The 26,334-nt window shown below is 45.6% G+C and carries 15 protein-coding genes; 5 read left to right on the forward strand and 10 right to left on the reverse strand.

Annotated features, from left to right (window positions below; genetic code table 11):
* The coding region (locus QVP94_RS09780; protein WP_288213223.1) for a sensor histidine kinase at window positions 1-3,017 on the reverse strand (3,017 nt) is incomplete at its 3' end.
* Window positions 3,018-3,179: 162 nt separating this feature from the next.
* Between QVP94_RS09780 and QVP94_RS09785 the strand changes: the two genes are divergently transcribed.
* Window positions 3,180-5,576, forward strand: coding sequence for a TonB-dependent receptor (locus QVP94_RS09785; RefSeq protein WP_022192494.1), 2,397 nt, complete (start codon window positions 3,180-3,182; stop codon window positions 5,574-5,576).
* A 347-nt stretch (window positions 5,577-5,923) separates the two neighbouring features.
* On the opposite strand, the gene QVP94_RS09790 is transcribed toward QVP94_RS09785, so the two are convergent.
* A complete protein-coding gene (locus tag QVP94_RS09790; protein ID WP_022192495.1) occupies window positions 5,924-8,938 on the reverse strand; it encodes a DUF6383 domain-containing protein in 3,015 nt (1,004 codons plus the stop codon).
* Between the two features lie 819 nt (window positions 8,939-9,757).
* Here QVP94_RS09790 and QVP94_RS09795 point away from each other — a divergent pair.
* Both QVP94_RS09795 and QVP94_RS09800 read left to right on the forward strand, forming a co-directional pair.
* A complete protein-coding gene (locus QVP94_RS09795; protein ID WP_288213224.1) occupies window positions 9,758-12,457 on the forward strand; it encodes a S9 family peptidase in 2,700 nt (899 codons plus the stop codon).
* Window positions 12,458-12,772: 315 nt separating this feature from the next.
* Window positions 12,773-13,105 carry a type II toxin-antitoxin system PemK/MazF family toxin gene (locus QVP94_RS09800; protein ID WP_008772819.1) on the forward strand — a complete coding sequence of 111 codons (333 nt, stop codon included), beginning with the start codon at window positions 12,773-12,775 and terminating at the stop codon, window positions 13,103-13,105.
* Here the strand turns inward: QVP94_RS09800 and QVP94_RS09805 are convergent.
* Both QVP94_RS09805 and QVP94_RS09810 read right to left on the reverse strand, forming a co-directional pair.
* Window positions 13,102-14,079, reverse strand: coding sequence for an ATP-binding protein (locus QVP94_RS09805; protein ID WP_008772820.1), 978 nt, complete (start codon window positions 14,077-14,079; stop codon window positions 13,102-13,104). The two genes, QVP94_RS09800 and QVP94_RS09805, sit on opposite strands and share 4 nt — an antisense overlap.
* A gap of 18 nt (window positions 14,080-14,097) precedes the next feature.
* Entirely contained in the window at window positions 14,098-14,673 is a 576-nt protein-coding gene (locus tag QVP94_RS09810) for a response regulator (RefSeq protein WP_022192499.1), read from the reverse strand.
* Window positions 14,674-14,831: 158 nt separating this feature from the next.
* Between QVP94_RS09810 and QVP94_RS09815 the strand changes: the two genes are divergently transcribed.
* Window positions 14,832-17,195 carry an ABC transporter permease gene (locus tag QVP94_RS09815; RefSeq protein ID WP_022192500.1) on the forward strand — a complete coding sequence of 788 codons (2,364 nt, stop codon included), beginning with the start codon at window positions 14,832-14,834 and terminating at the stop codon, window positions 17,193-17,195.
* 19 nt (window positions 17,196-17,214) lie between these two features.
* On the opposite strand, the gene QVP94_RS09820 is transcribed toward QVP94_RS09815, so the two are convergent.
* From QVP94_RS09820 to QVP94_RS09830, 3 genes are read right to left on the reverse strand one after another with little or no spacing between them, the layout of a single operon-like run.
* The gene (locus QVP94_RS09820) at window positions 17,215-18,477 is read right to left on the reverse strand and encodes an LVIVD repeat-containing protein (protein WP_022192501.1); all 1,263 of its coding nucleotides are present in this window, start codon (window positions 18,475-18,477) and stop codon (window positions 17,215-17,217) included.
* Between the two features lie 20 nt (window positions 18,478-18,497).
* Window positions 18,498-19,880 (reverse strand): porin family protein, encoded by a 1,383-nt coding sequence (locus QVP94_RS09825; RefSeq protein WP_022192502.1) that lies wholly within the window; start codon window positions 19,878-19,880, stop codon window positions 18,498-18,500.
* Window positions 19,867-20,418 (reverse strand): RNA polymerase sigma factor, encoded by a 552-nt coding sequence (locus tag QVP94_RS09830; protein ID WP_008772825.1) that lies wholly within the window; start codon window positions 20,416-20,418, stop codon window positions 19,867-19,869. The genes QVP94_RS09825 and QVP94_RS09830 overlap by 14 nt, the downstream gene beginning before the upstream one ends.
* A 101-nt stretch (window positions 20,419-20,519) precedes the next feature.
* Here QVP94_RS09830 and QVP94_RS09835 point away from each other — a divergent pair, with 101 nt between their 5' ends.
* Window positions 20,520-21,338 (forward strand): hypothetical protein, encoded by an 819-nt coding sequence (locus QVP94_RS09835; protein WP_022192503.1) that lies wholly within the window; start codon window positions 20,520-20,522, stop codon window positions 21,336-21,338.
* On the opposite strand, the gene QVP94_RS09840 is transcribed toward QVP94_RS09835, so the two are convergent.
* From QVP94_RS09840 to QVP94_RS09850, 3 genes are all read right to left on the reverse strand, one after another.
* Complete coding sequence (locus tag QVP94_RS09840) at window positions 21,291-22,406, reverse strand: DUF4249 domain-containing protein (RefSeq protein ID WP_022192504.1); 1,116 nt, start codon at window positions 22,404-22,406, stop codon at window positions 21,291-21,293. The two genes, QVP94_RS09835 and QVP94_RS09840, sit on opposite strands and share 48 nt — an antisense overlap.
* Before the next feature lie 4 nt (window positions 22,407-22,410).
* On the reverse strand, window positions 22,411-25,170 hold the full coding sequence (locus tag QVP94_RS09845) for a TonB-dependent receptor (RefSeq protein WP_022192505.1): 2,760 nt from the start codon (window positions 25,168-25,170) through the stop codon (window positions 22,411-22,413).
* A 140-nt stretch (window positions 25,171-25,310) separates the two neighbouring features.
* Window positions 25,311-26,333, reverse strand: a complete 1,023-nt coding sequence (locus QVP94_RS09850; RefSeq protein ID WP_022192506.1) for a DUF4249 domain-containing protein — start codon at window positions 26,331-26,333, stop codon at window positions 25,311-25,313.
* Between the last annotated feature and the right edge of the window lies 1 nt (window position 26,334).

Below are 26,334 nucleotides of genomic sequence, written 5' to 3' on the forward strand. Positions count from 1 at the left end.
GGAGGAATGCCGATTCCACTATCCTTAATTCGTAAAGTCATGACCGCATCGGATGAGCTTTGCTCCAATGAAGCGGAAAAGCTTACCGAACCACCATCCGGCGTATACTTAAATGCGTTCGACAGTAAATTATATAGAACCTGCTCTAGGATATTCTTGTCAAAATAAGCGATTGAGATATCCGGGGCAATCGAATACGTAAACGCGATTTTATAGGAATCGGCCAAAGGAATAAAGGTTTCCGAAATCTCCTCTAAGAATCGGCTGAGATCCGCACAAACGATATGCGGGGAAGGTACTCCCCGGGTCAATACCGATAAATCCAGCAATTCATTGACATGCCGAATCAAGCGATTGGTATTCCGGGAGATCGTACGCAAAATCTCTTTATCTCCACAAGATACTTCTGAACCGGAATGCCGTTCCAGATCCTCCGTCAATCCCTTGATTATCGTCAGCGGGGTACGAAGCTCATGAGAGACATTCATAAAGAAACGAGTTTTCAACGCATCTTTTTCCTCCAGTTCTTGCTTGGCCTGTTTCAACAGCCGTGTACGTTCTTGTATCTTACGCTCCAACTCGGCTTGGCGAAGTTGATACCAGCGCACCCTGCTCTTATAGGCGATACACAACAGTACGCATACAACCACGAATACCAGCAAAATAAACCACCACGTCCGCCACCAAGGAGGAAAGATCCTGACAGGTTCGGTAATGGGAGCGCTCCAATAGGAACCATTGCCGGAAGTTTCCACCCGAAACACATAGTTTCCCGGTGGTAGACGGTTATATATAGCCGTACGATCGCTGGCGTCCACCTCTCGCCAATCCGTATCATATCCATCCAGACGATACCGGTATCGGATACTACGGGGATGAGAATAATCGAACGCAATAAAACCCACCTGTAAACCTTGCTTCTCACGTGAGTCTCCGATCGTGAGGTTCGTGATTCGCAGAGACTCAGGTATTTTTCTCAAACCGTCCGTTAACTGAACGGGATCAAAAGAAACGATCCCCTCATTACTGCCAAATACAAGTTCACCCGATTTGCGCTTACAGCAAGCGCCACCCATAAACTCATTCGATAATAAACCGTTTGCCGTCGTATAATTAACGATATGCCGGTTTTGTATATCCAAGCGACTCAGCCCTTTATTCGTGCTGACAAACAGGATGCCCGGCTCACCTTCACGGATTCCTCGTACGATATTTCCCGATAAGCCATCCTGTACCGTGAAATGATCAAATCGCCCGGTTCGCTTGTCGTATTGATCCAACCCCGCATTCGTACCGATCCACAAATAACCGGAAGAGTCCACAAACAGACAATGAATATGATTCGACGCAAGGGGATTCATCTCACCCGGTATATATCGATACGTGATAAGCGCTCTCGTCTTCGTATCCCACACCCGAAGCCGCCCCTCATCCGCTCCTCCCCAAAACCAAGACTCTTCGCTCACGCATAAGTTACATAACTCCGACAACGAGTTGATCGGATAATCATAAGAGACTTGGTAATCCGGTATAAAAGGGCGGATTCGGAAATCATCCAGATTCAACCGGTCCGGGTTGGCGTCTTGATAACTGATCCATAGGTTCCGCTCCGAATCCTCACGGATAGAACCTATAATCTTTCCGGATAAAGAGGACGGACTTTTCCGGGGTGAGAAGGTAAAACGCATATCTACCCGGGAAGTCTTATGGTTAATCCGGTCTAATCCCCTAGAGGTCGCAACCCAAAGATTCAGGTCCGAATCCTCATAAACGGCTAGGATATGAAGAGAAGACAGATTCTCTTTTTCCGTGTATCCCAAGGTATATCGAAACAAGGAAGGTGCTAAATCCGCATGGCTCACTCCATACGTGGAATGTCCCGCCCACAGATGATCCGAGTCATCCAGAAACAAACAGGTAATCTGGTTACTGCTGATAGAATGTGCGTCTTCCGGCACGTTCCTCAACTGTCCCATTTTCCTCTCCTTCGGAGAATAATAAAAAAGACCTTGATTGAAACGGCTATCATCAAACCAGACCGTTCCATCCTTACTCTCGAAGATGGATCGCACTTGGCATTCTCCCGTAGGTTCCAGATCCTCCGGCCGGTCAAAGAAATGCTCACATCGCAAGGCAAGCCGGTTCATCCGGCTAATCAAGCTTGCCCCCTTATTATGTCCGATCCAGAAATCACCATCACCGGTCTCCAAGAATTGATATACCCGAGTATCCTCACGCCCGACAGATTGAAAGATTTCTCGCTCTCCCATATCAACCGAACGAAAAGCCCCTTCACGTCCCGTACCTAACCACATATAATCAAACCGGTCGATATAGATCGCATTAACGCCATTCAAATTGCCGGCATTGATATCCTCCCGGTCACTTGTCCGTATCGTATAATCTTGAAAGTGGTTTGTTTCTTTGTCATACAAACTAAAACCTGCTAAAGTCCCTACCCAAAACGAATGATCCGGCGCCGAATACAAACAATTCACAGGAGACGACGAGACTACCGAACCCGCCGAAGAAAGGCGTACCAATTTCTTCTCTTTAGCGTCATACTCCAACATCCCGTTCTCCGTACCTATAAAGATATGTCCCGGAACGGAGGCCGAGAAACAAGTAGGACTACCATACACACGTAACTGTTGTCGAAGCCATTCTTTCGTGAAATTCAAAAATGTATCCGAACCTCTGTCATAACGGCTAATCCCACCCGAGGAAAAAAAGATCCAGATACCTCCATCTGAATCCTCGAATAATTTATCGATAGAACTGCTTTGTATACTTTCCGGGCAATCCGGTACGGGCAAGAATACTTTAAACGTATATCCATCGTAGCGGTTCAAGCCTTCAGTCGTCCCGACCCAGACATACCCGGTACGATCCTTCAAAATAGAGGTCACCGAGGAAGAAGAAAGCCCGCTATCCATTGTTATCCGGTCAAAAATAACGTTGGTAGCTTGCGTTCTCGTTACCATAAGTACAAACAGCAGTAAAAGGTATATTCTCATCCATTCATCCGATTAATGCCCCAAATATAAAGATTAAGTGGGTGAAAATCACAGAAAATAGAAAGATTGAACGATTTGTACGGTATTATGAAACATATGTCCGGCCCGCTCCCTCCCTATTTCCCTAGCTTTGCGGTATCAATTCTAAAACGAATGTAAAATATGAGAAAACTTTTTCTATCGCTAGTATTCCTTAGCGTGCTACTATCTATCCATGCGAATCCGGGTATTAAAGGAATCGTAATCGATCAAACCACCCGTAAGGCATTAGACTACGCTCACGTTGTATTATATGATGGAGATCATATCGTCGAAGAAGCTATGACTGAAGCGAACGGTTCTTTTCTAATCCAGCCCGTAAAACCGGGAACGTATTCGATCCGTATCCATTTTCTGGGATATGATGTTTATATGGGAGAGGAGTTTATCCTTACAGAGCAGATCAAGGATCTGGGTATTATCCCGATGCAAATGCTTGAGGTAGGCTTACAGGAAGTGGAGGTCGTAGCCAACAAGAAACAAGTCATCTATAAACTGGATAAAAAGATCATCGAGGCTTCTTCCAACCTGCTTTCCTCGGGAGGAACCGCTGTCGATATCCTAGAGAACACGCCTTCCATCCGGGTGAACGCCGAGGGAGAGGTTACCTTCCGGGGAAGTAGCGGATTCACGGTCTACGTAGATGGAAAGCCCAGTATATTTACCGGGACCCAAGCCTTGGAACAGATCCCGTCCGGACAAATCCAGAATATAGAGATCATCACCACCCCGTCCGCCCAACATGATACAGGGGGTGATGTCGGGATCATCAATGTCATTACCAAGAAGAACTTCGGGGAAGGGCTGAGCGGAGTAATCAACCTAAGCGGGAATACGGTATGGAGCCGGACCTTGGATTTCTTGTTGACCGGACAAAACAAGGCGTCTCAATGGCGTATAGGCGGTTATGTGGGAAACCGACTTCGTAAAAGTCATTTTACCCAAGAGAAAACGACGTTGGTAAACGATACGACAACGACTTCTTATTCCAATGGCCCCCGTGAAAGTAACGGCTACGCATATATTCTCAACGGAGGTTGGAGCTATACGCAAAAACAAACGACTTTTTCTATTAACGCGGAAGGCGGATATGCCGGACTCAAGCGAAAAGGGGATCTGGAATATACGGAAGAACGTTCCGCTAATGGCGAGCAATTCGAGAACGGAGAGTTCAAGAGCCTTGACGACTTTGATATCCATGAGACTTTCGGACTAGGGAATCTGGCCGTGGATCATAAGTTCAATGATAAGGGGCATAACCTTAGCGGTAGCTTCTTCTTGAAATATGGAGGCAACGCTCTGGAATATTTCCAAAGCGATCTGTTCGACAAAAACAACGTACGCCAGCAAGGTCATCGTGCGTGGGAGGCCGAACATCGTTGGACCGTCCGTGCGAAAGCCGATTATGTATTTCCATACAGCAAAACCGGACAAATCAAGGCGGGTTATCAATATTTCTCATACTCGGAAGACGGCGATTATAGTATGCAGTTTTGGAACCCGGATACCAAAGAGTTCTTCTGGCGTGACGATATTTACAACACGTTCTATTTCCAACAAGGGATCAACTCCCTTTATGCGATCGTTGGGGATAGCTACCGGTCTTTTGATTTTCAAGTAGGATTACGGGGAGAACATACGCATCAAGTATTACGTAGCTCCAAAGATTGGGCGAACCGCCTACAAAGGCGTTTTGAGTTGTTCCCATCCGCCCATATCGGTTATAACCTCACACAAAATCAGAAGCTTCTATTCGCTTACAGCCGTCGTACGACCCGACCGGAGCTTTATTTCATGGAGCCATACATCACTTACAAGGATTACTATACAGCCGAGATCGGTAACCCGGATATACGCCCGGAGTACATTCATTCTTTCGAGTTGAATTATTCCTTGACTTCCGGCGACAATGCCTTGTCTGCCTCCCTATTCCACCGAACCCGGAAAGACAAGATCGAACGATTACGGGTTCCTTACCAAGCCGGGGTTACCTTGGATTCCATGGCGAACGTGGGACATGATTATTCCACCGGAATAGAACTATCGGGCAGTTTGCAGGCCACCAGTTGGTGGAATACGCAAATAAACGGTAGCCTTTATCACTACCGGGTAGAGAACGAGTATAAGACAGATGGGAAGAATGAGACCAGCACCAATTACGAGATCGCATGGAACAATGCTTTCACGGCAGGTAAATACACAAGGATACAGCTTGACGGCAATTTCGTAGGCCCTTCCGTAACCACCCAAGGAAGAACCCTGTCGTTCTGGTTTGTCAACCTAGCGATACGGCAACAATTCTTCAAACGAAAGTTGACGGCCACCCTCTCTTTCCGGGATGTCTTCAATACGGCCCGTTATGTCAATACGATCACTTCCTCGAACTTGATTTCCAAAACACGAATCCGGCCCGATTACCCGTTGATAGGCTTGACCCTTAGCTATACGTTCAACCAGTTCAAGCTAAAGAATGGCTTATCCAACAATTCAAAGGATTTATTCGAGGGGACGAATCATTAGTACAAATCATACTATCGCAAAATCCTATATAATGGAACGTCTGAGATGTTTTAACTATTTGTCCTTGCAACTGTTATTATCATCTCCTACTTTTGCGATAGGAAATATGACTGTGAAAATTTCCATATAGTGAGGACTGAGCCGAAAAAGTAAGCCCCGATCGAACAAACGACCGGGGCTGATTCTTTTCCCGCTTTCCTTCCTCACGGAAGTACTAAGGGATGAACTTTAATTTATTACTTTAGTATTAATATTAATCCATTCCCGCCTGTTCGCCCTCACGGGATACTTGGATAATCCGCACGGGGATGATTTTCGATTTATTTTTCATTATTCCTTTACATGTCTTATTTAACGACAACCTTTACAGTCTCGTCGCCAACCGTTACAAGAACGATTCCTGCGGGAACAGCGATCGTAGCGTTATCGGAAGTAACCACTGTCTCAGCCAATGGCATACCCAACAGGTTACGAACATAAGCCGTCTCGCCTTGAGCGCCTTGGATCGTTACGGAACCGGCGTTGCCGATCACTACGATAGAAGAGGCGGAGCTGTCGATAGACTCGTTACCGGTCGGGATGATACCGTTCTCAACGCTTACGACCAAAGCCTCTGATTTATCGTTCGTGAATCCAAGTTTACCGTTCAAGTTGAAGATATAGTCTGAACTAGATAAACTCTTGATGATATACTCACCTTCTACAGTAGCATCTTTCAATACGATCTGGAACTTAAAGTTGTTCAAGCCATTCTTAGCGGTCACCTCTGTTTCCTTACCTTTTACAGTAGTAGACAAAGTATCGATACCTACCAAAGTAGCCGGGCGGAAAATAGCCTTGATAGAGGTGCGATCCACCAACTTATAGCTATCGTCTGTTACTAGGCTAGCAGAACCCGGGTTGTAATAAGAAGCGGAATCCTTAGCGTTATACAAGAACATTCTCGGAGCGTTGGCTGTCGTATCAACACCCTTAGAGATATAGAATGAAGGAGTATAAGCTTTCGTATCAGCAGTATCCAACCAGAATGTCAAGTTCTCCGCATCTGCGCTTGTCGGAGCGATAACAGCGTCGTTAGCCTCGCCTACAGCCACGAAACCACCTTCCAATGCTTGGAAAGAAGCATGTCTAAGAACAGAAGGCAAGGAAGGAGTCGTGATATCTCTCACTACGAAGAAACTAGCTTTTACGTCTTTTGCTGTCGCATAAATACTTTCCTGCGTCAACTTGCCATCCGTACTACTCAAAGCCAAACCTTGCGTATTCTTATTAATGATCTCTGTGTATTTACGTTCTGTACCAGCCTTAATTAAATAAGCGGAACCGTTCTTGTTCTCCTTCACGATAAATCTAGGAGCGTCTTCCACGTCATCTTCTTGAATAAGTGAATAGCTTCCACGAGTTTCATTCAAATAGAAAGCCTTACCGTCCATATGCAATTTGAATGCGTAAGATACGATAGCGATATCTTTCACGTCTTTCGTCTTAGTCTCTTCGTCTTTTACGATATAAGCGTATTTTGTAGATCCATAGATCGTATCGGATTTAGCCACGTCGCTTTCAGCGGCACTGCAATCGAACTTGATGATTTCCCATTCAGCGGCATCCAACGCTTCTTGAGTAGCCTCTACAGAAGAAGGAGTAGAGCCTGTATATTTAGCTTTCAAGTACAAATCCTTATAAAGAACATTCGATCCAACCGTAAATTTCAGTCTAGCTAACTCAGCAAGCTCAGCGTCTGAATAATCAGCGTAACCTGCGGAAGGAGTTACCGTAGCAGGGATCAATTTGATCTTCAAGCCATCTACTGTTGCCAAATCTTTGTCATTAGAAATCGTATATGAGTTATTTGCAACATAAGCATAAGTGAATGTCTTAGACTCCGCATTTACTTCGTAAACATTAGCCTCATCGGTCTTACGTAAAGAAGCCGTGAATGAAAGGCCTGTGGCAGCACCCGTAGAAGTATTATAGGTATTTACCTCACGGTTCGTGAACGTGAACTTCTGCCCGTCAATCTTAGTTACTACCCACTGATTCTGCGGAGCGTTCAAGTTTACATAATCCGGGCCTTGAGCGAACAACTCATAATCGCTCGTTCCTACTTTTAAACCTAAGTACTTACCGTATTCGGAAGAACCGGATTTAGTCACATTCTTCTCATTGCTTACGAACAATACATTAAATACGGACGGCGCATCCTTACTCAACAATTCAGAAGCTTTCAGCATATTGGAAGTGCTAATCGTACATTTTGCGGTAGTCGGCTTGCTAGTCGTTGTTACATAAGTAGTGCCTGTAGAGGTAATAGCGTCTACATAAACATCAGGAACTGTAGTTTGATCGTCTTTAGCCGCATCTTTCTTCACACGTACGGAAGACAGTTTCAATGTATATTCACCCGGTTTGTTTACGTTATCCATCTCTGATACCGTAAACGCAGCGTTACCGGCGTAAACTTGCTCCTTAGACGTGTTTGCAGTCATTACCAAATTCTCTCCGGATACCAACTTGAAAGCGAAACCAACGCCATCCGCTCTCTTCAGCGCATTGATACCAAAATGGTTTACCGGGTCTACAGCGATAAAGGTAGAAGCCTTGAAAGTTGCCTCATCTACAATACCACCTTTCGGAGCAGATACGGCGAAATAAGTTCCTGACGGTAAAGACAAGTTTGTAGCCCAAGTCTCTCCAGCAAAGTTATAAGCCCTAATCTTCTGATCGAAGATATTCTCCTTCGGCTGTGGATTAATCGCCGGAAAACTCAAAGCGAAACCATTACCTAAAGCCGCATTTAAGTCATCAACAGAAACAGGAGCTGCATCCTGTACGAAAACTTGAATATTTACTCCGCTAGAGTTCATTGACCAAGTTGTACCCGAAAGCCCGATTTGGTGAGAAGCGTCAACGGCTTGGATAACCTCACCTGCTTGAATATACTTGTTTTCGTCCAACCATGTCAACTCATTAGCCTTGCCTGCATCCACCGTCGTAGTGATTGTACCATCCTTGGCAAAAGACAATAAAGTACCTGTTTCCTTGTTCTTAAACGTAAAATAGGATTTACCATTACGAGTTACATGAGAAATAGCCCATAAATACGTACCATCGCCCCTAACTACATCCTCATCAGTTTCTGCCGTAGTATTCAATGCGGTGTATTGCTCCGCAGTACCTTTTTTCACGCTCTGTCCACCAATGTAGCTGTAAGTTCCGCCATTCTCATTCGCAAGATAATAATACTTGCTGCCATTGAATTGGGTATCTGCCGCTTCTTTGGTTGTTTGAGCATTCGCAGTAGTAAACAATGCACCTGCGGTCAGCAAGCCCATTGTCATCAACGTAGAAATTCTCTTGTTCATAATCTCTAATTTAAATATTAATAATAGTGTTAATTAAATATCATTCAACATATTAACCGATCACCTCCTATTCGAAAACGACTAGTTTAAACGATCGTTTAGATCTTGCGTTTTTAAAGAAGAAAAACGGGAGGTTCGTTTACGGAATCGGTTGTTTCGTAAAGGATAGGCTATCCTATTGATAAGAAAGCGAATAAGGGAACAAAAAAATAGCTCGGAAGGGTTGCAGAAGTCAAAGAAACGCGTACCTTTGCAAATGACTAATTATAACGATCGTTTTCACCAATCATTTTCATATATATAATATAATGTACATGCGTACATTATAATAGCGTACTAAAATATCTCCTTGCAATAAATAACATATTCAATATAAACTCCCCTGTTTTGGGCCTCGGAAGTGAATAACTTACGGCTTGTCGAGTGAATAACTAACGGCTATACCTAGTGGATAACTTACGGCTTGGGAAGTGAATAACTAACCACTTACAAACCTTTTTTCCTACCGTTGACCAAAGGAATTTCCTATCACCACAATGCCCATTATAAGGTCTTTACAATAGGCATTGTAACACCTTTATAATGCCCATTGTAAGCTGCTTATAACTGCGATCATTAGAACGCTCAAAAAGAACACTGATAATCAACACATTAAAAACGCCATTACCTTATCCAGAAAACACGTACGACTTTTACAAAAAACACGTACATGTTTTCTCGGAAACACGTACGTGTTTTTCCAGAAGCAAATTCCGGTCAAAAGCAACAAAGATTCTGATAAAGCCATTATCTTTGCTTCAAAATCAATATACAACCACGATGAGACACTTAAAGTACTTGGCTTTTGTAGCATGTCTGGGAAGTCTTTCCCCAGCCTTTGCGCAAAACGCCTCTAAAAGCCTAACAGTTGATGACCTGATCACTTGGCAACGAATCACGGACCGGGAGATCTCGGACAACGGAAAATGGGTAGCTTGCAAGATGGAACCTTGGGAAGGTGACGCTACCGTTTATTTGTATGCGGCCCAAGGGCAAGAGACCGCCACTTTTTCTCCGGCCGATAAGTTCGCGTTCTCCGCTTCCTCGGGTTATCTGGTTGTCACGCAAACACCCGGAAAGTCCACGGTAGATTCCCTGAAAGTATTGAAGACGAAAGAGGACAAGATGCCGATGAACACCTTGGTAATCTATTCCGTCGCCGGTAAAAAGGAGACGATAGACTCCCTCAAAACCTTCAAATTAGCGGACGAGGCGGATTGGATCGCTTATCAAAGAGGCCGGAAGGACTCCACTTTGTACGTCCGTTCGCTGGATGGAAGCAAGACCTTCCAGTTCCCGACCGTAACGGATTTCCAATTCGCCAAGAAAAGCGGTATGCTATATTACACGAGCGTGGCGGAAGGAGAAGCAGGTATATTCACCTTGAATCCGGAGAAAGGAAGTCCGGTGCTCATCAAAGAGGGAAAAGGCGTATTCAAACAAACCACGTTCGACGAGAAAGGGGAACGGCTGGCTTTCTTATATTGCGCCGACAAAGATTCTTCTTACAAAGCGTTAAGCTTATGGCTATCCGAACATAACGCTCCCGCGAAAGAAATCGCCACCCGTGGAAACAAGGCTTTCCCTGCTGAATGGGTAATCAATGAGAACGGGATGCTTCAATTCTCGAAATCCGCTTCCCGTCTGTTCTTCGGTACCTCACCGGAGCCGAGGCAAAAAGACACGACCCAACTAGCCGAGAATCGTCCGAACGTACAGGTTTGGAGTTGGGATGAGCCCGTACAATATACCGTACAGAATTACAACAAGGAAAAAGACTTAAAGAAAAGCTATCAAGCGGTTTATAATCTGGGCAACGGCTCTATCTTCCAATTGGCGAATGAGGAATTACCGAATATCCAATTGGGTAATGAGGGTGACGCACCCTTGGCGCTCCTTTCCACTTCCCGTCCCTATTCTTTGTCTTCCATGTGGGAGGCCCGCACACGCAGCGACTATTATACCGTATCGTTGGATAACGGGGAGCGCAAGCAAATCGCCCAAGCGGATTATGGCCGTTTCCGCCTCTCCCCACAAGGTAAATATGCGTATTGGTATGGCGAGACGGATAGCTGCTGGTACACGATCGCCTTGGCGGAAGGTAAGCAATATCGCCTAACCACTCCGGAAAGCTTCCCGGCTTGGGACGAGGAGAACGACGTTCCCGATTATCCTTATGCGCATGGAGCCGCCGGCTGGACCGCGAATGATCAAAATCTCTTGATCTATGATCGTTACGACATCTGGAAATTCGATCCGACCGCAGCCACCCCACCGATCAACCTGACCGTGAACGGAAGGAAGGAGAAACTTTCCTACCGCTTGGAACAACTGGATAAAGAGGCTCGCTTTATCGACCTCGGCAAACCGCAATTATTAAAAGGATTCAACGAGGCCACAAAAGGATACGGATTCTACAACGCACGCCTCTCCGCTCCTGCCGCCCCGAAGACTTTGCTGGCGGGCAATTATATGCTGCGATCTATCAACAAGGCGAAGAATACGGATGACGTGATCTATACGATGGAAACCTTCCAGCAATACCCGGATATCCACTATTCGACCTTGGCGTTCAAGAAATCCGTGCAATTGACACACGAAGACAAACAGCAGGAAGGTTTTATCTGGGGTACCGCCGAGTTGGTATCATGGATATCCTTGGACGGCCGTCCACTGGAAGGTGTCGTTTATAAGCCGGCGAATTTTGATCCGAACAAGAAGTACCCGATGATGGTAAACTTCTACGAGCGGAATTCGGAGACTTTATATAATTACCGTATGCCGGAACCGCATCGTTCTACGATCGATTATCACTTATACAATAGCAACGAATATGTCATCTTCAACCCGGACATTCGCTATGTAGATGGTTATCCGGGAGAAAGCTGCTATAACTGCTTGATGCCGGGTATCACCATGATGATCGCCAAAGGATATATCGACGAAAAAGGGATCGGTGCGCAAGGACATAGCTGGGGAGGTTACCAAGTAGCTTATTTAGCGACTCGCACGAATTTATTCTCCGCTATCGAGTCTGGGGCGCCTGTCGTAAATATGTTTAGCGCTTATGGCGGTATCCGTTGGGGTTCCGGCATGGCCCGCTCTTTCCAATACGAGCATACACAAAGCCGTTTAGGAGCTACGCCATGGAGTTCTCCACTTCGTTATCTGGAAAACTCGCCGTTGTTCACGATGGATAAGGTGCAGACCCCAATATTGATCATGCACAACGATGCCGATGGTCATGTGCCTTGGTACCAAGGTATCGAGTATTTCGTTGCCATGAAACGGTTAGGTAAACCTTGCTGGTTACTGAATTATACAGGCGAACCGCATTGGCCGATGCATATGGCAAACCGCATCGATTTCCAACGCCGCATGTTCCAATTCTTCAACCATTACCTAAAGAACGATAAAATGCCTAAATGGATGTCCGAAGGCGTACCTGCCGTAGAACAACCGTTTGAGTTGGGGTATTGATCAGACAATCTTATAAGAGATTATGGCCAAAGCGATAGTTATACCATAAGCTTTAGCCATAATCTCTTTTTCCATTTAAACAGGAGATCTTTTGAAATAAATACGTATATTTGCCAATAACATAAAAACAAAAGATATGAGAACGACAAAAAACAGACCAACTAGAAATGTTTCGTCGCCCAAGATGGCTAAACACAACATTTCCAACCAAAGGAAAAGCGATAGCCAACCTTTCAGTCCTATGAATGAGAAAGATTTATTTCTAGCCCATTCCAGACAATCCATGGCAGCATATATATCCAAATATCTCATCGAATGAAAATACATCAACGAGATGTTGTAGAAGTCAATTATCTATTTCCTAATGGAATAACCAAACCTCACATGGCTATCGTCATCTCAAACGATGATTTGCAAGCAGCTGAAGATTTCTTTTACCTAGCTATGATATCTTCCAAAAACTATAATCCACAATATACATTTCCTTTAGAAGACTCTATGCTAACAAAAAACTTAACAAAGAAAAGCTTCGTTATTTGCCAATTAATAGGAGGTTACACTGAACGAGACGTTGTGAGAATATGCAGCCATGTAAAAGCCGAGCCTTTCAACTTGATTGTTGAAAAAATCAAGAAAGTCATATTCTAGAACGTCATACGAAACTCGGTACGGACACCAGGCAAGGAATCAACGGTTAAATCGCCGCCATGTAATCGCATTATGCGGTGGGAGATACTGAGACCGATGCCGCTACCACCGGACTTCGTAGAGAAGAAAGGCGTAAAGATAGCAGACAATAGTTCCGGAGAAATGCCGGGGCCATTGTCTGTTATAGTTATATATACCCTACCATCAGCCTCCAAGGCTTCTACGGAGACGATACCAGCCACTTGCCCCTCTATCGCCTGTAATGCGTTACGGATCAAGTTAATCAGAGCCAGCACAATCAAGTTTTGGTCCACATGTACCGTTAAAGCTTCCGCAGAGGAGAAACGAATACGGTCGCTACCCGCCTCGGCACACAACAACCGTTCCATCTTCCGAAATAAAGAGGTTATAGGCACCTCAGTTCTTTCCGGCTCCGGAAGATGCGTCAGACGATGGTAGGAATCCAAGAAAGCGGATAGATTTTTCGCTTGCCCATGAATAACCTCCAAACCTTCCCGTAATTGCTCCGGAGTATATGTATCGGAATATTTCAACAGATCAGCAGATAAGGAACGGATTGGCGTAATCGAATTACGAATCTCATGCGTCAGTACCCGCAAGATGCTCTCGTAATACAAGCGCTTCTCTTCCATCTCATTCTGGTTTTGACTGAATAGGAGGATAATCCGATTCATTTCCGCATATAAGTCCTTTACAAAGGGATCATTCGTTTTATCCGGGTATCGCAAAGTTGTATTCCCATTACGAACCGACTCGAAGAAAATAGCGATCTTACGATTTGTACCGTTTATCCACTGGATTAGCAACAGAGTTATCAACAGGATAACACACAGACATACAAAGGATAAAAAATAAGAAATACCGGTTATCAACAATACAGATCCAAGTAACGCAAAAAGTACGATTAAGGAAACGCTCCCTATAATCTTCAGGTATAAATTCCGGTTGACCATGGTTACTCTCCTTATAATCTACAACCCGTATTTCCGCATCTTATTATAAAGGGTCTGGCGGCTAATATCCAATTGTTGAGCCACAAGCGTCAGGTTCCCTTTCTTTTCTTTCAATACCTCGGCGATAAACTGCCGCTCCATATCCTCCAACGTACAAGGATGGGAGACTAGAGATTCTGCCACAGACGAAATCTCGCTCTCATCTGATTCCGCACGACGTTCCAAGACGTGGGTAAGTGCTTGAATCAAATTCTCGTTATCCCAAGGTTTCACGATAAAGTCCGTAGCTCCCTTTTTAAGGGAAGATACAGCCAACTCGATATCCCCAAAAGCGGTTATCAAGATAACGGCCGGAGGATTCTTAAGCTCCAAGATACGATCCAACCAGAAAAGTCCTTCCCCTCCGCCTTGCTTTCCAGTGCCGAAGTTCATATCCAGTAAAACCAAATCCACATCTCCATTCCGCAAAAGGGCAGGCAATAATACGGGAGATGATACGGTAACGATCGTCTTAAACTCATGGGACAAGACCGTCCGCAGACTTCTCAATATCGCCTCATTGTCATCTACGACTATAATCTTCGCGTCACGCATTAAGCCTCCTCTTTTTTTCGTACGCAAAGATACGATCTTTTCCCGGGTCTCAGTGTCCAATATTTAGACAAATCCAGTTCTTTACGATCGTTTCCTCCGATTTTATTTGCCATATTCCACGCAACCGGATAGCTTTGAACCAACAAACAGATAAAACCATGGAATCCATATCTCTAAAACTTATATTCCGTAGCTGGTGGCGAAACAAGACGTTCGCCGTCATTTCCTTATTGAGTCTGGCGGCAGGCATCACTTGTACCAACCTACTGATCTCATACGTCATTTATGAATCTAGGATAGAAGCCCATAATCCCAATAAGTCGCATATCATCTATATGGCACAAGACTCTCCCTTGACCTCCGGAGAGAAAGTATCTTTTATTAAAGGGCCGATCCCTGTGCAGCTAAAAGACCAATACCCGGAAGTTGAGGATTATTTACGACTGAACATAGAGAATGCCGCCTCCATCACGATAGGAGAAAAGCGCTTCGCCCCAATCTCGATCGTGAGAGCTGATCCCTCCTTTCCTCGCTTTTTCCCTTACAAGGTAATGGCAGGAGATATAAGCAAGGCATTAACCCAACCAAACGCAATTGCGTTGACCGAATACCAAGCGAAGATATTCTTCGGGAACGAGGATCCTATCGGTAAAACCTTCTTGGCAAAGTACGCTTATGAGAACGAGACGATTACCTACGAGGTCGCCGCCGTTATCAAAGAGTACCCTCAATCATTCTTGAAGTTCAACGCATTGGCAGGTACTACCTCCCAGTTCAATGGCGGCCCTACCTTATTACTGGTAAACGATCTCTTCAACATCGATACGTTCACTCAAAAACTAAAGGATGATAAGGTACCTACTTTCAACGGAACCGGACAGTATTATTTCTATACCCTCCAAGAGAGTTATTTCCAAGAGCAAACCTATACACAAGAATACATCCCCTATATCCACCGAAACCAGAAAGACTTACTGTACGTTGGTTTGTTCTCAGCCATCCTAATCCTCGTGATCGCCTGTTTCAATTATGCCAACCTAAGTTTCTCCCGCATTTTGCAACAGGTAAGGATGATCTACACCCAGAAGGTGATGGGAGCATCGGCTGGGCAAATCCATCGCCAGCTATTCTTGGATACTTTCCTTACCGTGCTGATCGCTTTCTTTTTATCCTTGTTACTTACACTAGATTTCCTGCCGGCTTTCAACCGGATCGTTTCCGGACGTATCTCCTTGGGATTTTTCTTTAGTGGACAGGTCTTACCTGTGATCGTGGCACTCATCCTAGCTCTATCCATTATCCCCTCATTATATATGAGCCATAAGATCAACTCCCTTTCCCATTCCGAGTATAAATCATTCACCACCGGTACCCGGAAGCGGACAATCATAAGCGGGCTCTCCATCTTACAATTCGCCATCTCAATAGCTCTGGTATTCGCCACGCTAACCGTACGGCAGCAACTAACGCTCACTCAGACAAACGGTGAACGTTACCGGGACCTCATCGAAATAGCCGACTGGAGTGGGAACCATATACAGACCTTCTCTGAAGAGATCCGGCGTTATCCTTCCATAGAAGAGATGTGCCTTTCGAGAAGCGGGATCATACAGTTCAACTTGCGGACAATGGTCTTGAAAGACGAAAACGGAAACGAACTAAATTATACGCTAGGCCAATACGAAGGTGATAGTACTTTCCTAAAGGTTATGAAGATAAACATTCTTCAAGGACTCTCAGAACGAGAGGCTCTAAAACGATACAGCACACCCGTCTATATTAACGAACAGTACGCACGTTTGCTCGTGCCCAAAGGCGAGAATCCCGTGGGTAAGCCTGTCCGCCTTTACGACACTGAATTCGGGAAGATGGAAAAGGAGGGAGAACCGATAGCGATTATAGCAGGGATCGTGGAGAATCTATATACAGGAACCTTACGACAAGAGGTTTACCCTAGCTTGACCTACCTAACGCATACTCCCCCCTATAACCTCGTCCAAATCCGACTGAAAAAGGAGCACAGAGCCGAGGCTCTAGCTTTACTGCAACAAACATGGGAAAAGATCAACCCCAACGTACCTTTCGAATATCAAGATATATACGAGGAATTTATGTTATCTAACCGAAAAACGATCGAACTGGCACATTTGCTCATCATGTACTCGATCATCAGCCTCCTGCTAACCGCCTTCGGATTATTCGGCATGGCTCTCTATGCCATCCGGCAGCGTACGAAAGAAATCGGTATCCGTAAGGTAAACGGGGCTACGGCCGAGGAGATCTTGTATCTATTAAATCGTCGGTTTATCGGCTGGGTAGGGATCGCTTTCGCAATTGCCGTTCCTATCACGTGGTATTCGCTGAGTTGTTGGCTGGAGAATTTCGTATATCGGGTGGACATATCCATAGGAACATGCCTGCTGTCCGGCGGTATCGTATTGATAGTTACGCTACTGACCGTAAGCAAGCATAGTTATAAAGCGGCATCCCGCAATCCGGTAAACACCTTGCGAAGCGAATAGCGAAGAGGAATATTAAATTCTATTCGCCCATTGGCAATTTACTTAACTGAGATATCGCCTGTAAATTGGAATAATCGTATTGGTAAAGGCCATCATCGGCGATCATCATCAAGGTATTCTTGAAAGGGATTACGTCGTAACCCTCCATTCCGGCATAATGAACAAGCTGATTAGCCATCAAGGTCATAGGATCTTTCGCGTTGAAGACCTTTAACCCTTCGTCACAGAGGAATAAAGTACCGTTATCGATACCTAATCCTTTCGGACATTTCATGCCATAAGTAACCAGCAAGTTCGGTTGGTCTACATCACTCACGTCTATGAGCATCAGTTCATTGGTATTTTGCCCACAAGTATTTCCGGAATGCACGGTCACATACGCTAAGTCATCCTCCACGACAACCGGATCACAACCAAAGACATGACTTACGGAAGAACGATACTTAGGCGCTAGCGGATCTTCCAGCGAATAGATCAACATGCCGGTCGGAGTTCCCATGAACATCTTATCTTTATAGTTGAAAAGAGTCTCGACATCACGTTGCAACCAAATGTCGTTTGTCGTCAAGACAGGCTTGTCCCCAGAAAGGTCGAAAACGCACATGACATTCTGTTCTACCGTATATAAGTACTTACCATAAATAGAAAAACGAGCCATAGATCCGTTCACTCCCTGCGTGGAAGTACCCGGCGCCGCATCGTTCGCCATCAGATCACCGCCATAACTCGGATAATGGTAAATAGTTTCCTCCCGTTCCTTCGGTTCCCAACCGACCACGACACCTTTCGCTCTCGCTTCCTCCGAATAACACATATTATAATCGAACCCATAGCCATTCTCTATGGTCGGAAGCGCATAACGGAAAGCGTTCTCCACACGACCTTCCAATTCAGGTCTCTCCGGATCGGAGATATCGAACCAGACCAGATCCACATACGAATCCGCATACAATTTATCATCCTTGATCGAGAGATCCTCGTTACCGATCAACTCTACAAAGCCCACTATCCGGGGAGATGCCGGATTCCTGTTATCCACGATATGGATGCCCTTATCCGGGGAAGAAATATACAGGTAATCCTTATAGAAACAGATCTTTCCCCGCTTGGTGATTGGCACCACCTCATCCGTCACCTTCACTGAATTCCGAAACTCGGAGATCGACATGAATACCGGTTCGTTGATAGCATACCGCACGACCTCCACTCTCACTCCATCATCCTTGCATCCCATTAAGACGCAAAGGCTAAAGGCAAACGCCCAATAAAAAAGTTTCCGCATAATTATAATAGATTTAATCATTAAAAAGCATATCGTATACCTGCGCTCAACCCAAATCCCAACGGCTTGTCTGTACGAATACTAGCCGGTTGATCACAGTCGAAATAATGGGAGAAGCGAGGCTCGAAATAGAGACTCCAATCCCCATAGAAACGATAAGCGGCACCGACCGAGGCATTCACGGACCATTGCATACCGTGGATGCCCTCCTTTTTGCTCTTAGAGATAGTCGTTCCGTTTCCGGCGATATAACCGCTATACACGGCCTGCAAACCCTTCTCCATCATAAAGCCTCCGGAGAGATAGACATTCCATCGCTGATTCTTCCATACATAAACCACCAGATTCAAGGGAATACCCAGATAATGCAAAGACGATTTCACCTCTGACGGGAAATCCCCTCCCCTCTTGAATGTAGTGGATAAATACGTATACATCAATCCACTTTCCACGGCTATACGCCGGCTCAAATCCTTCCGTACCGTAAAACCAAAAGATATCGGAAGGGAGTAGCTAACGTCCGGATAAGATTCGAACGAACGATTATCCAAGAAGTTCTCATCCACCTCAGAACTCCGTAATACCGGGGCATTACGGAATGAGGCCGTTTGGGGAGGCGTATTGCCATTCTCCTTCTCATTATCGTCTTTATCCGGCTTATTCGGATCAGGATCTTGGGAAGGAACATTCATATCTCCCGGAGAAGAAACATCGCCATAACTCATATCCGTATTTAAAAAGCTATCTACATAACCACTAGAGCCAACGGCGGCGGCCAATAACCACTTATTCCGTTTACTCTTCTTGGCTTTCTTTTTCAAAGAGGCTTTTCGTCGGGGACTTCGTTCGCCTTCCGGTAGAGGAACCGTAGAGTCACCTCGCTTAACGACTATGTCCGTCGAATCCTCAGACGCATCCTCCTTCGCAGACGGTTCTTCTACGATAGCCGCAATCGCATCCTTCTCAATAATCTCGATAGTCTCACACTTCTCATCCTCCCGGATCGTTTCCTTTTCCCCGACAATAGCGGAAAGCTTAGCCTTTTTTTCCCATTTCAGCACTTTCGCTATACGTTTCTTTACAGGCTCTACAGGTAAAACGGGATGCTCCGGAAGAATATTCATTTCCTCCGCTTTCTCCGATATCTCTTTCTGAAAGGGGCTCAATTCCTCCAATGGCATCTTCTCCGGGGAAGGTAGCAGCCAAATAACCAAAGCCAGCACTGCGGCGGCGGCCAAGCCTCCCGTCCACAACCAACCCCGTGATCTCGCTCTCCGGTTCATCCGGGCCTCCACCTCATCCCAGCAGCCGGCATCTACCGGCAACCGGTGCTCTTCCAAGCGCTGCCGCATATAGCCGCTGAAATCATCCAGCCGTTCGTTATGATCCTTATCGTCCCGCATTTTCATGCCTTATTAAAGATTGTACACTCTTTTGCAAAGCGTTCCTCGCCCGGATAAACTGGGAGCGGGAAGTCGCCTCCTGTACATGCAGCATCTCGGCGATCTCGCTATGCGTATATCCCTCTATCGCATATAAGTTGAAGACCGTACGATATCCCGGCGGCAATTGGGCCACGCAAGCCAACAAGTCGTCCGCCGATAAACGGTCCAATACGGAATAGTTGATATCTTCCAAACTGTCGTCATAGCCGTCCAGACCTACACTTAGCCTCGTGTTCTCTGAAGACCGGAGATATTCAAGAGCCGTAGTGACAAAGATCCGCCGTATCCATCCCCCGAAAGCCCCGGAGCCGGAATACGACCGGATCTTCGTAAATATCTTCACGAACCCGTCCTGCAGAAGATCACGGGCCGTCTCCCTGTCACCCACGTAACGCATGCAAACACTCATCATAGCAGGAGCATATTGCTCGTACAATTCCTTACGAGCCCATGATTCGCCTCGCATACATCCATCGATTAACAGTTGTTCATCCATAAGTACTTATGCTCTCTATTATATGGATGAAATAGGTATCCTAAAAGTTGCATCTTATTCAAAAAAAAGTTACCTTCACATCAAAAATAGGAGGAGAGTGTATGAGACGAGGATTATTTATATTCATGGCATGGATATGTGTCGTTGGAATCCATGCACAGTCTGACTTTTCGTTTATTTTAAATAAAGAAGGTAAAATCATCGTCCTGCCTAAAAACAAGACGTATGAGTTGAACATCCCGAAAGCCTCTTATAAGACATTTACCCCTGCGGGGACACGGGATATCGATATTAAATTGCGGGAGTTCACGCCCGATATTCCCCATACGTCCCTACAAGAGCGTCCGATGGATATGCAGATATCTTCCGCCGCCTATCAGCCGTTCTTTAACGTATATACCCCGATGCTTCGGGAGGTATCGCCAATGGCGTTGGATTTCAATGAGACTTATATGAAACGGCTAAACGAGAGCTTCGATCTTATCGCTAACGGTGTTCAATATACATGGCCGGGAGTCGGAGGCATGACGATCATGAACGGGGGTATTTCTTGGCACAGCGGCAATTGGAGTCTTTATGGCGGAGGATTCGGTGGTCGTTTCTTTAGTCCCTTCAACCCTAGTCCCGGAATAACAGCGGGCGCAAACGTACAAGTGGAATATCAACCTACTGACTGGTTGAAACTGAAAGGCTGGGGACAATACGCTTATTACGCCGACGAGTACAACAACCCCCATATGCTCAGCAACCCTTTTCTCTACCATACCCAAGTGGGCGGCTCAATGGAGTTCAAGGTTACTGATAATTTCTGGATGGGAGCCGGTATCAACTATGAATACAACCCGGTACGACGGAAAATGGAACCACAGTTCCTAGTCTATCCCGTCTTCAAATCGGGCCGCTTCAAGATTGGAATGTGAGGAAGACGCTATTTCCGTCTCAAACATTCCTACGTGGCAACTGCCTAGGATACCGACGCCACCGTCTATATTGCTAAATACACGGATCGGTTCGGCCAGACCGCCATCGATCAAAAGGTTCGAAACTGAATCCGTGTCTTTATCTTGCAAAACTTTCAGATATCGATAGTATTCCGCCGAGATAGCATATAGGTGTACCCGTAGGTGCTTAGGAGGAATCGGAAGAAAATCTTCCTCATTTAGATCTTCTATCCCTATCGAATCCGGGACTACTTTTAGCGGATATGATCCATAATAAGGTTCATAATAATACTCATCCCTTAAGTGCAAGGTATATTCTTGCCCGTTTATTAACTCATCAGAAAAGACCTTTCCATCATACCCATACATCCAGTCATTGCCAAAGATTTGATCCAAGGCCGTCAACGATTGGCCAAAAACAGGTTCAGTCGCATAGTTTGGACTCACCGAGAACCATTTATATTCTCCTGTATATTCCTTAGCTATTCCATCAAAAACAGGAATGCCCTCTTCCATACGAAGTAAATAATAATTCTCCTCGGCAGGGTTATCTTTGAGCGTTACCTGATAAATCGCATTCTGGCGAGCAGAACCAAAAGAGCCAGCTACCGTGGCATAGGTTACCCCCGCTTTCAAGACCTGAGCAGGCTCAGGCATGACCGTCTCAGCACTTGCCACACCATATTCCGGATAAGAGGCTTCCACACGGATGCGATCTCCTTTCACCGGTATAAAATCAGACTTGAAATAACCTTTCGTGTTAAATGCCTCATCCCCCTCTTGAAAGCTCATACGCTCTTTAAAAACGCCATTCACGAATAAATTCACCTCGGCTTTATCCAAAGTCACGTTCGGATGATCATCCGTAAAAAACCAAGTACGGGAGACACTTACGGTTAAGGGTTCGCCAGTTATAGCGACACAGTTCACCACCAAAGTGGGATCCGGCCGTAAGGATTCAAGATCGATCTCCTTGATGCAAGACATCAAACCAAACAGGCTTACTATACAAATCGTATTTATTAGGATACTCTTTATCTGTTTCATCTTCCTAGAATTTATAAGTATATGATATGGAAGGTATGATAGGCATAATACCTATCAACTTAAAACAAGGTTTTGTTTTACCGCTATAGGGAGAAGAAGAACCCGGGACTAAGTTATTCGTTCGTTCCCAGTTATCACTTTTATAGACCATAAACGGATTCATCCGGCTATATACATTATAAATACTGATATTCCAGATGCCCATTCGCCCCTTCTTCTTCGGACGGTAAATATTAAGTCCCAAATCCAGACGATGATAAGCCGGCATCTGGTAATTATTACGACGTGTATACAAATCCACCACTTCCCCGGATGGTTCCCACCAGTTATTCATCTTGTATTGGTTGGAAATAGTAAGCGTACCAGCTTGCTCATAACTCTCCAACGACAAGGTCATTCGATTGCCGGAAGTATACGTCCAAGCGGCTGTCAGTTCCACCTTATCCGACAGTTTATGCGAAACCACGATATTCAGCTTATGCCGGTTATCGTAACGTGCCGGAAAACGTCGCCCGTTATCGATCTCATCGAAACGCCGATCCGACCATGAAAGTGTATATCCTATCCAACCGGTCGTACGTCCGCTTTCCTTGCGAGCCAAGAACTCCACGCCATACGAACGTCCCTTGCCAACCGCCATTTTTTCCTCCCAAGCCGCCGTACCGGGCAAGAAGGAATAGCCGTCTTTATAATCCAACAGGTTCTTCATCCATTTATAATACCCCTCTACCGAGAAACTATAAGAACGCATCAGATTATAATAGAAACCAGCGGAGACTTGATCGCTAATTAAAGGTTTCAACTTACGGGTAACAGGCATCCACGCATCCGTCGGCAAATTTATATAACTGTTGCCCAATAAATGGATATATTGCCCCATACGGGCGTATGAGGCTTTGAAGCTAAGATCGTCACGTAGCAACCATCTCAAGGAAGCGCGAGGCTCCAATAATGTATAAGCCTTCCGCTCCACATTGAACAGGCTAAACCGAAGCCCCGCATTCAAACGCAAGCTAGGTAAGACATTCCAATCATCCTCTCCGAAGACAGCCGCCTCACGGGCCCATAGCAGATCATTCGTATATATTTTCCCTATATTCGAAAACTCCAGCATACCGGAACCGGCTGCTTTCACCTCATTATACTCCGGGCGGAAACGGTGCATCAAGAAATCCCCTCCAAAACGAATCACATGCGACGTAGAAGGCGTGTAATCAAAAGAGGAACGGACGCCCATATCCAAGATAGAGGTAGAACTACTCGTTTCCGATGAAGAAGAGAGATAATTATCTTCTCCTTCCACACCATAATTATATTCTTTTGAACTCCGTACATTCGAGCGATACCGTGAAAAGACCCCGGAAACCCGTCCGAACAAACGGTTATTGAAGACATAAGTCCAGCCCAAGGTTCCCATCAAATTACCCCAACGCAGCGATGAATGGGTACCATCCGTATAAGGGACTTGCTCTTCTTCTGTTGAGAAATCCGTTCCCCCTCCTTTTAATACATCATTCCCGTTATATAAGCTGAAAAACATCCGGCTGCGATCGCTGAAACGATGATTAAGCTTTAAATTCAAATCGTGAAAAGCGTAACGAAGGTTGATCCGGCTCCCGTTCTTTTTTATGACCCTGTTTACGATCGCTATCGTCGGGGCAGAGAATACATCTAGCCACGAGCGTCTAAGCGCTATCTGAAAAGCCGTGCGATCCTTGATGATAGGGCCTTCCAAGCTCAGATTACCGGAGATCAGCCCGATCGTAGCGCTACCATGGTACTCTTTCATATTGCCCTCTTTGGTATGGACATCTACCACAGACGAGAGTCGCCCGCCATATCTCGCAGGGAAACCCGCCTTGAAAAAGTCCAGATTACGGATCGCCTCCGGATTGAAAGCGGAGAATAGCCCGCCGACATGATTGATCTGGTAAACCGGATTACCGTCTATCAAAAACAGATTTCCATCTTGGTCGCCGCCACGAACATATAAACCGGCCAGTCCCTCTGTCCCACTGGCTACACCCGGAGTCAGTTGCAAGGTCTTCACGATATCGGACTCACCAAACAGGGTCGGTGTCGCCTTGATCGTCTTCTGGCTAAACCCCATCGTTCCCATCAAGGTGTTATTTACAGACAAACGATCCCGCTCCGAAGCCGTAACTACCACTTCCTCCAGACGAGCGTTCGGACGCAACTCAATATTTAATATGGTATCCCTATCCAATTCCGTGAAATTAAAGGAACAGCTCTCATAGCCAATGTAAGAAGCATGCAAGCGGATATTCCCCGGCGGAAGCGTCAAACTGAAAAAACCATAGCTATTCGTAGCCGAGCCTTTCCGGCTGGCGACCTCATAAACAGAGGCTCCGATCAGAGACTCCGAGGACGCTTGGTCCCTCACGAAGCCGCTGATCGTTACCTGTCTCTGTCTACGCTTCAGAATCACGATCTTTCCACTCACCTTATACACGATCGGATACGACTCGAACAAGCGGGTCAAACAATCCGTCAATGCCTCATCTTTCACTTGGAAACTGATCTTCGGAAGCTCTTTCAACAAAGAAGACTCATACGAGAAGGTCACGCCCGCCTGCCTTTCGATCTCCGACAAGACCTCCGGCAACGAAACCTCCTTCATACGCAACGTAATCCGGGGATCATCCTTCGTCTTGGCTGATTGGGCCAAGAGGTCTGGTACAGGCATAAAAATCATCCAGCAAAAAATGGCCATAAGCCATTTATTCATCCACTCTGTCATCATTCTACTTTATTGAGTTCATTGATAAGACAGGATCTCCCGGAAATACCCCTATCAAGGAAAAGCCTTTTTTTCATACCTCGTGAACTTACCGCTTCATGATGTATGAACCGGCAAGCACAGGTCGTCAACGCGGGATGGGCTTATCCATCCCAAGGATTCCAATAAGGAGGCACCGTGTCTCTCGGCATCGTGATACGCAATTTATCCTCTTGATATCCGGCGACAATCCCAAAGCCGTTCTCCACATTCGAATACGTATCGGCAGGCTCTATCAACGCCCCGAAATTCGCGTCGCCGATCGTGATAGAGTACCCCCTCATAATCTTCATATATCGATAATAATCCTCGGAGATAGACAACAGGCGCACATCGTAATGAACGTCCATAGAAAGGGTATCACTCTCATACGAGTATTCAACAGGAAAAACAGAAACCTTAATAGCATTCGTATTAACCAGATCCTCCCCTCTAAATACACCCATACAGTAACGCCCATCCATCTGGCTCGTGATAGGACTACCTCCAAAAGACTGGAAAACAGGATCCTCATAATCCACGCTAAAACCAGAATAATACCAACTATATCCTCCTAAGCTACGGAAAGAGGTTACGGTACGGGTACTATCCCCCTTCCGGAAGTCCAAGATCTGCTCCACGATTAAACGATAATAGGAATCCGTCTCAACCCCGATTTTAACAGAGAAACGCAGATATTCGGCATAGTAGGCAGAAGATCGATAGGATAAGGTATCCACCTCATAAATCCGTGCCCGACCGGGGATACGAGTTTCCCCGGATACCGGCTCATACCCATCGGCCTCGGCCTCTATACGCAAACAATCCCTCTGTCTCACGAAACAACCGGGCAGAACATATTGCCCCCGTGAATGTATAGAATCTTCCGGCAGGTCATCATTGCGCATAAGACCTTGAAACTCATCATTGACATAGACACGGACTTTTGCGTCGGATAGCTCAAAATCGGGAACGCTATCCATGATAAACCATGTTTTCGAGAGATGAGCACACACCTCCTTTCCGGGACATACCGATGCGTTCAGTACAATCCGATCCGGCAGATCCTCCAAATCAATCTCCACATCCCGAACGCAAGAGACCATCAATAATCCTAACACGAACAGGTAAGGTAAATATCTTCTCATA

This window comes from Parabacteroides sp. CAG:2, assembly GCF_000436315.1.
GTDB classification, from domain to species: domain Bacteria; phylum Bacteroidota; class Bacteroidia; order Bacteroidales; family Tannerellaceae; genus Parabacteroides; species Parabacteroides distasonis.

Excerpts from the sequence above, each read along its gene's own strand:
- QVP94_RS09805 (WP_008772820.1), bottom strand. The coding sequence starts at position 14,079 with ATGGTCAACCGGAATTTATACCTGAAGATTATAGGGAGCGTTTCCTTA.
- QVP94_RS09790 (WP_022192495.1), bottom strand. The coding sequence starts at position 8,938 with ATGAACAAGAGAATTTCTACGTTGATGACAATGGGCTTGCTGACCGCA.
- QVP94_RS09820 (WP_022192501.1), bottom strand. The coding sequence starts at position 18,477 with ATGCGGAAACTTTTTTATTGGGCGTTTGCCTTTAGCCTTTGCGTCTTA.
- QVP94_RS09825 (WP_022192502.1), bottom strand. The coding sequence starts at position 19,880 with ATGCGGGACGATAAGGATCATAACGAACGGCTGGATGATTTCAGCGGC.
- QVP94_RS09795 (WP_288213224.1), top strand. The coding sequence starts at position 9,758 with ATGAGACACTTAAAGTACTTGGCTTTTGTAGCATGTCTGGGAAGTCTT.
- QVP94_RS09810 (WP_022192499.1), bottom strand. The coding sequence starts at position 14,673 with ATGCGTGACGCGAAGATTATAGTCGTAGATGACAATGAGGCGATATTG.
- QVP94_RS09835 (WP_022192503.1), top strand. The coding sequence starts at position 20,520 with ATGAGACGAGGATTATTTATATTCATGGCATGGATATGTGTCGTTGGA.
- QVP94_RS09800 (WP_008772819.1), top strand. The coding sequence starts at position 12,773 with ATGAAAATACATCAACGAGATGTTGTAGAAGTCAATTATCTATTTCCT.
- QVP94_RS09850 (WP_022192506.1), bottom strand. The coding sequence starts at position 26,333 with ATGAGAAGATATTTACCTTACCTGTTCGTGTTAGGATTATTGATGGTC.
- QVP94_RS09845 (WP_022192505.1), bottom strand. The coding sequence starts at position 25,170 with ATGATGACAGAGTGGATGAATAAATGGCTTATGGCCATTTTTTGCTGG.
- QVP94_RS09840 (WP_022192504.1), bottom strand. The coding sequence starts at position 22,406 with ATGAAACAGATAAAGAGTATCCTAATAAATACGATTTGTATAGTAAGC.
- QVP94_RS09785 (WP_022192494.1), top strand. The coding sequence starts at position 3,180 with ATGAGAAAACTTTTTCTATCGCTAGTATTCCTTAGCGTGCTACTATCT.
- QVP94_RS09830 (WP_008772825.1), bottom strand. The coding sequence starts at position 20,418 with ATGGATGAACAACTGTTAATCGATGGATGTATGCGAGGCGAATCATGG.
- QVP94_RS09815 (WP_022192500.1), top strand. The coding sequence starts at position 14,832 with ATGGAATCCATATCTCTAAAACTTATATTCCGTAGCTGGTGGCGAAAC.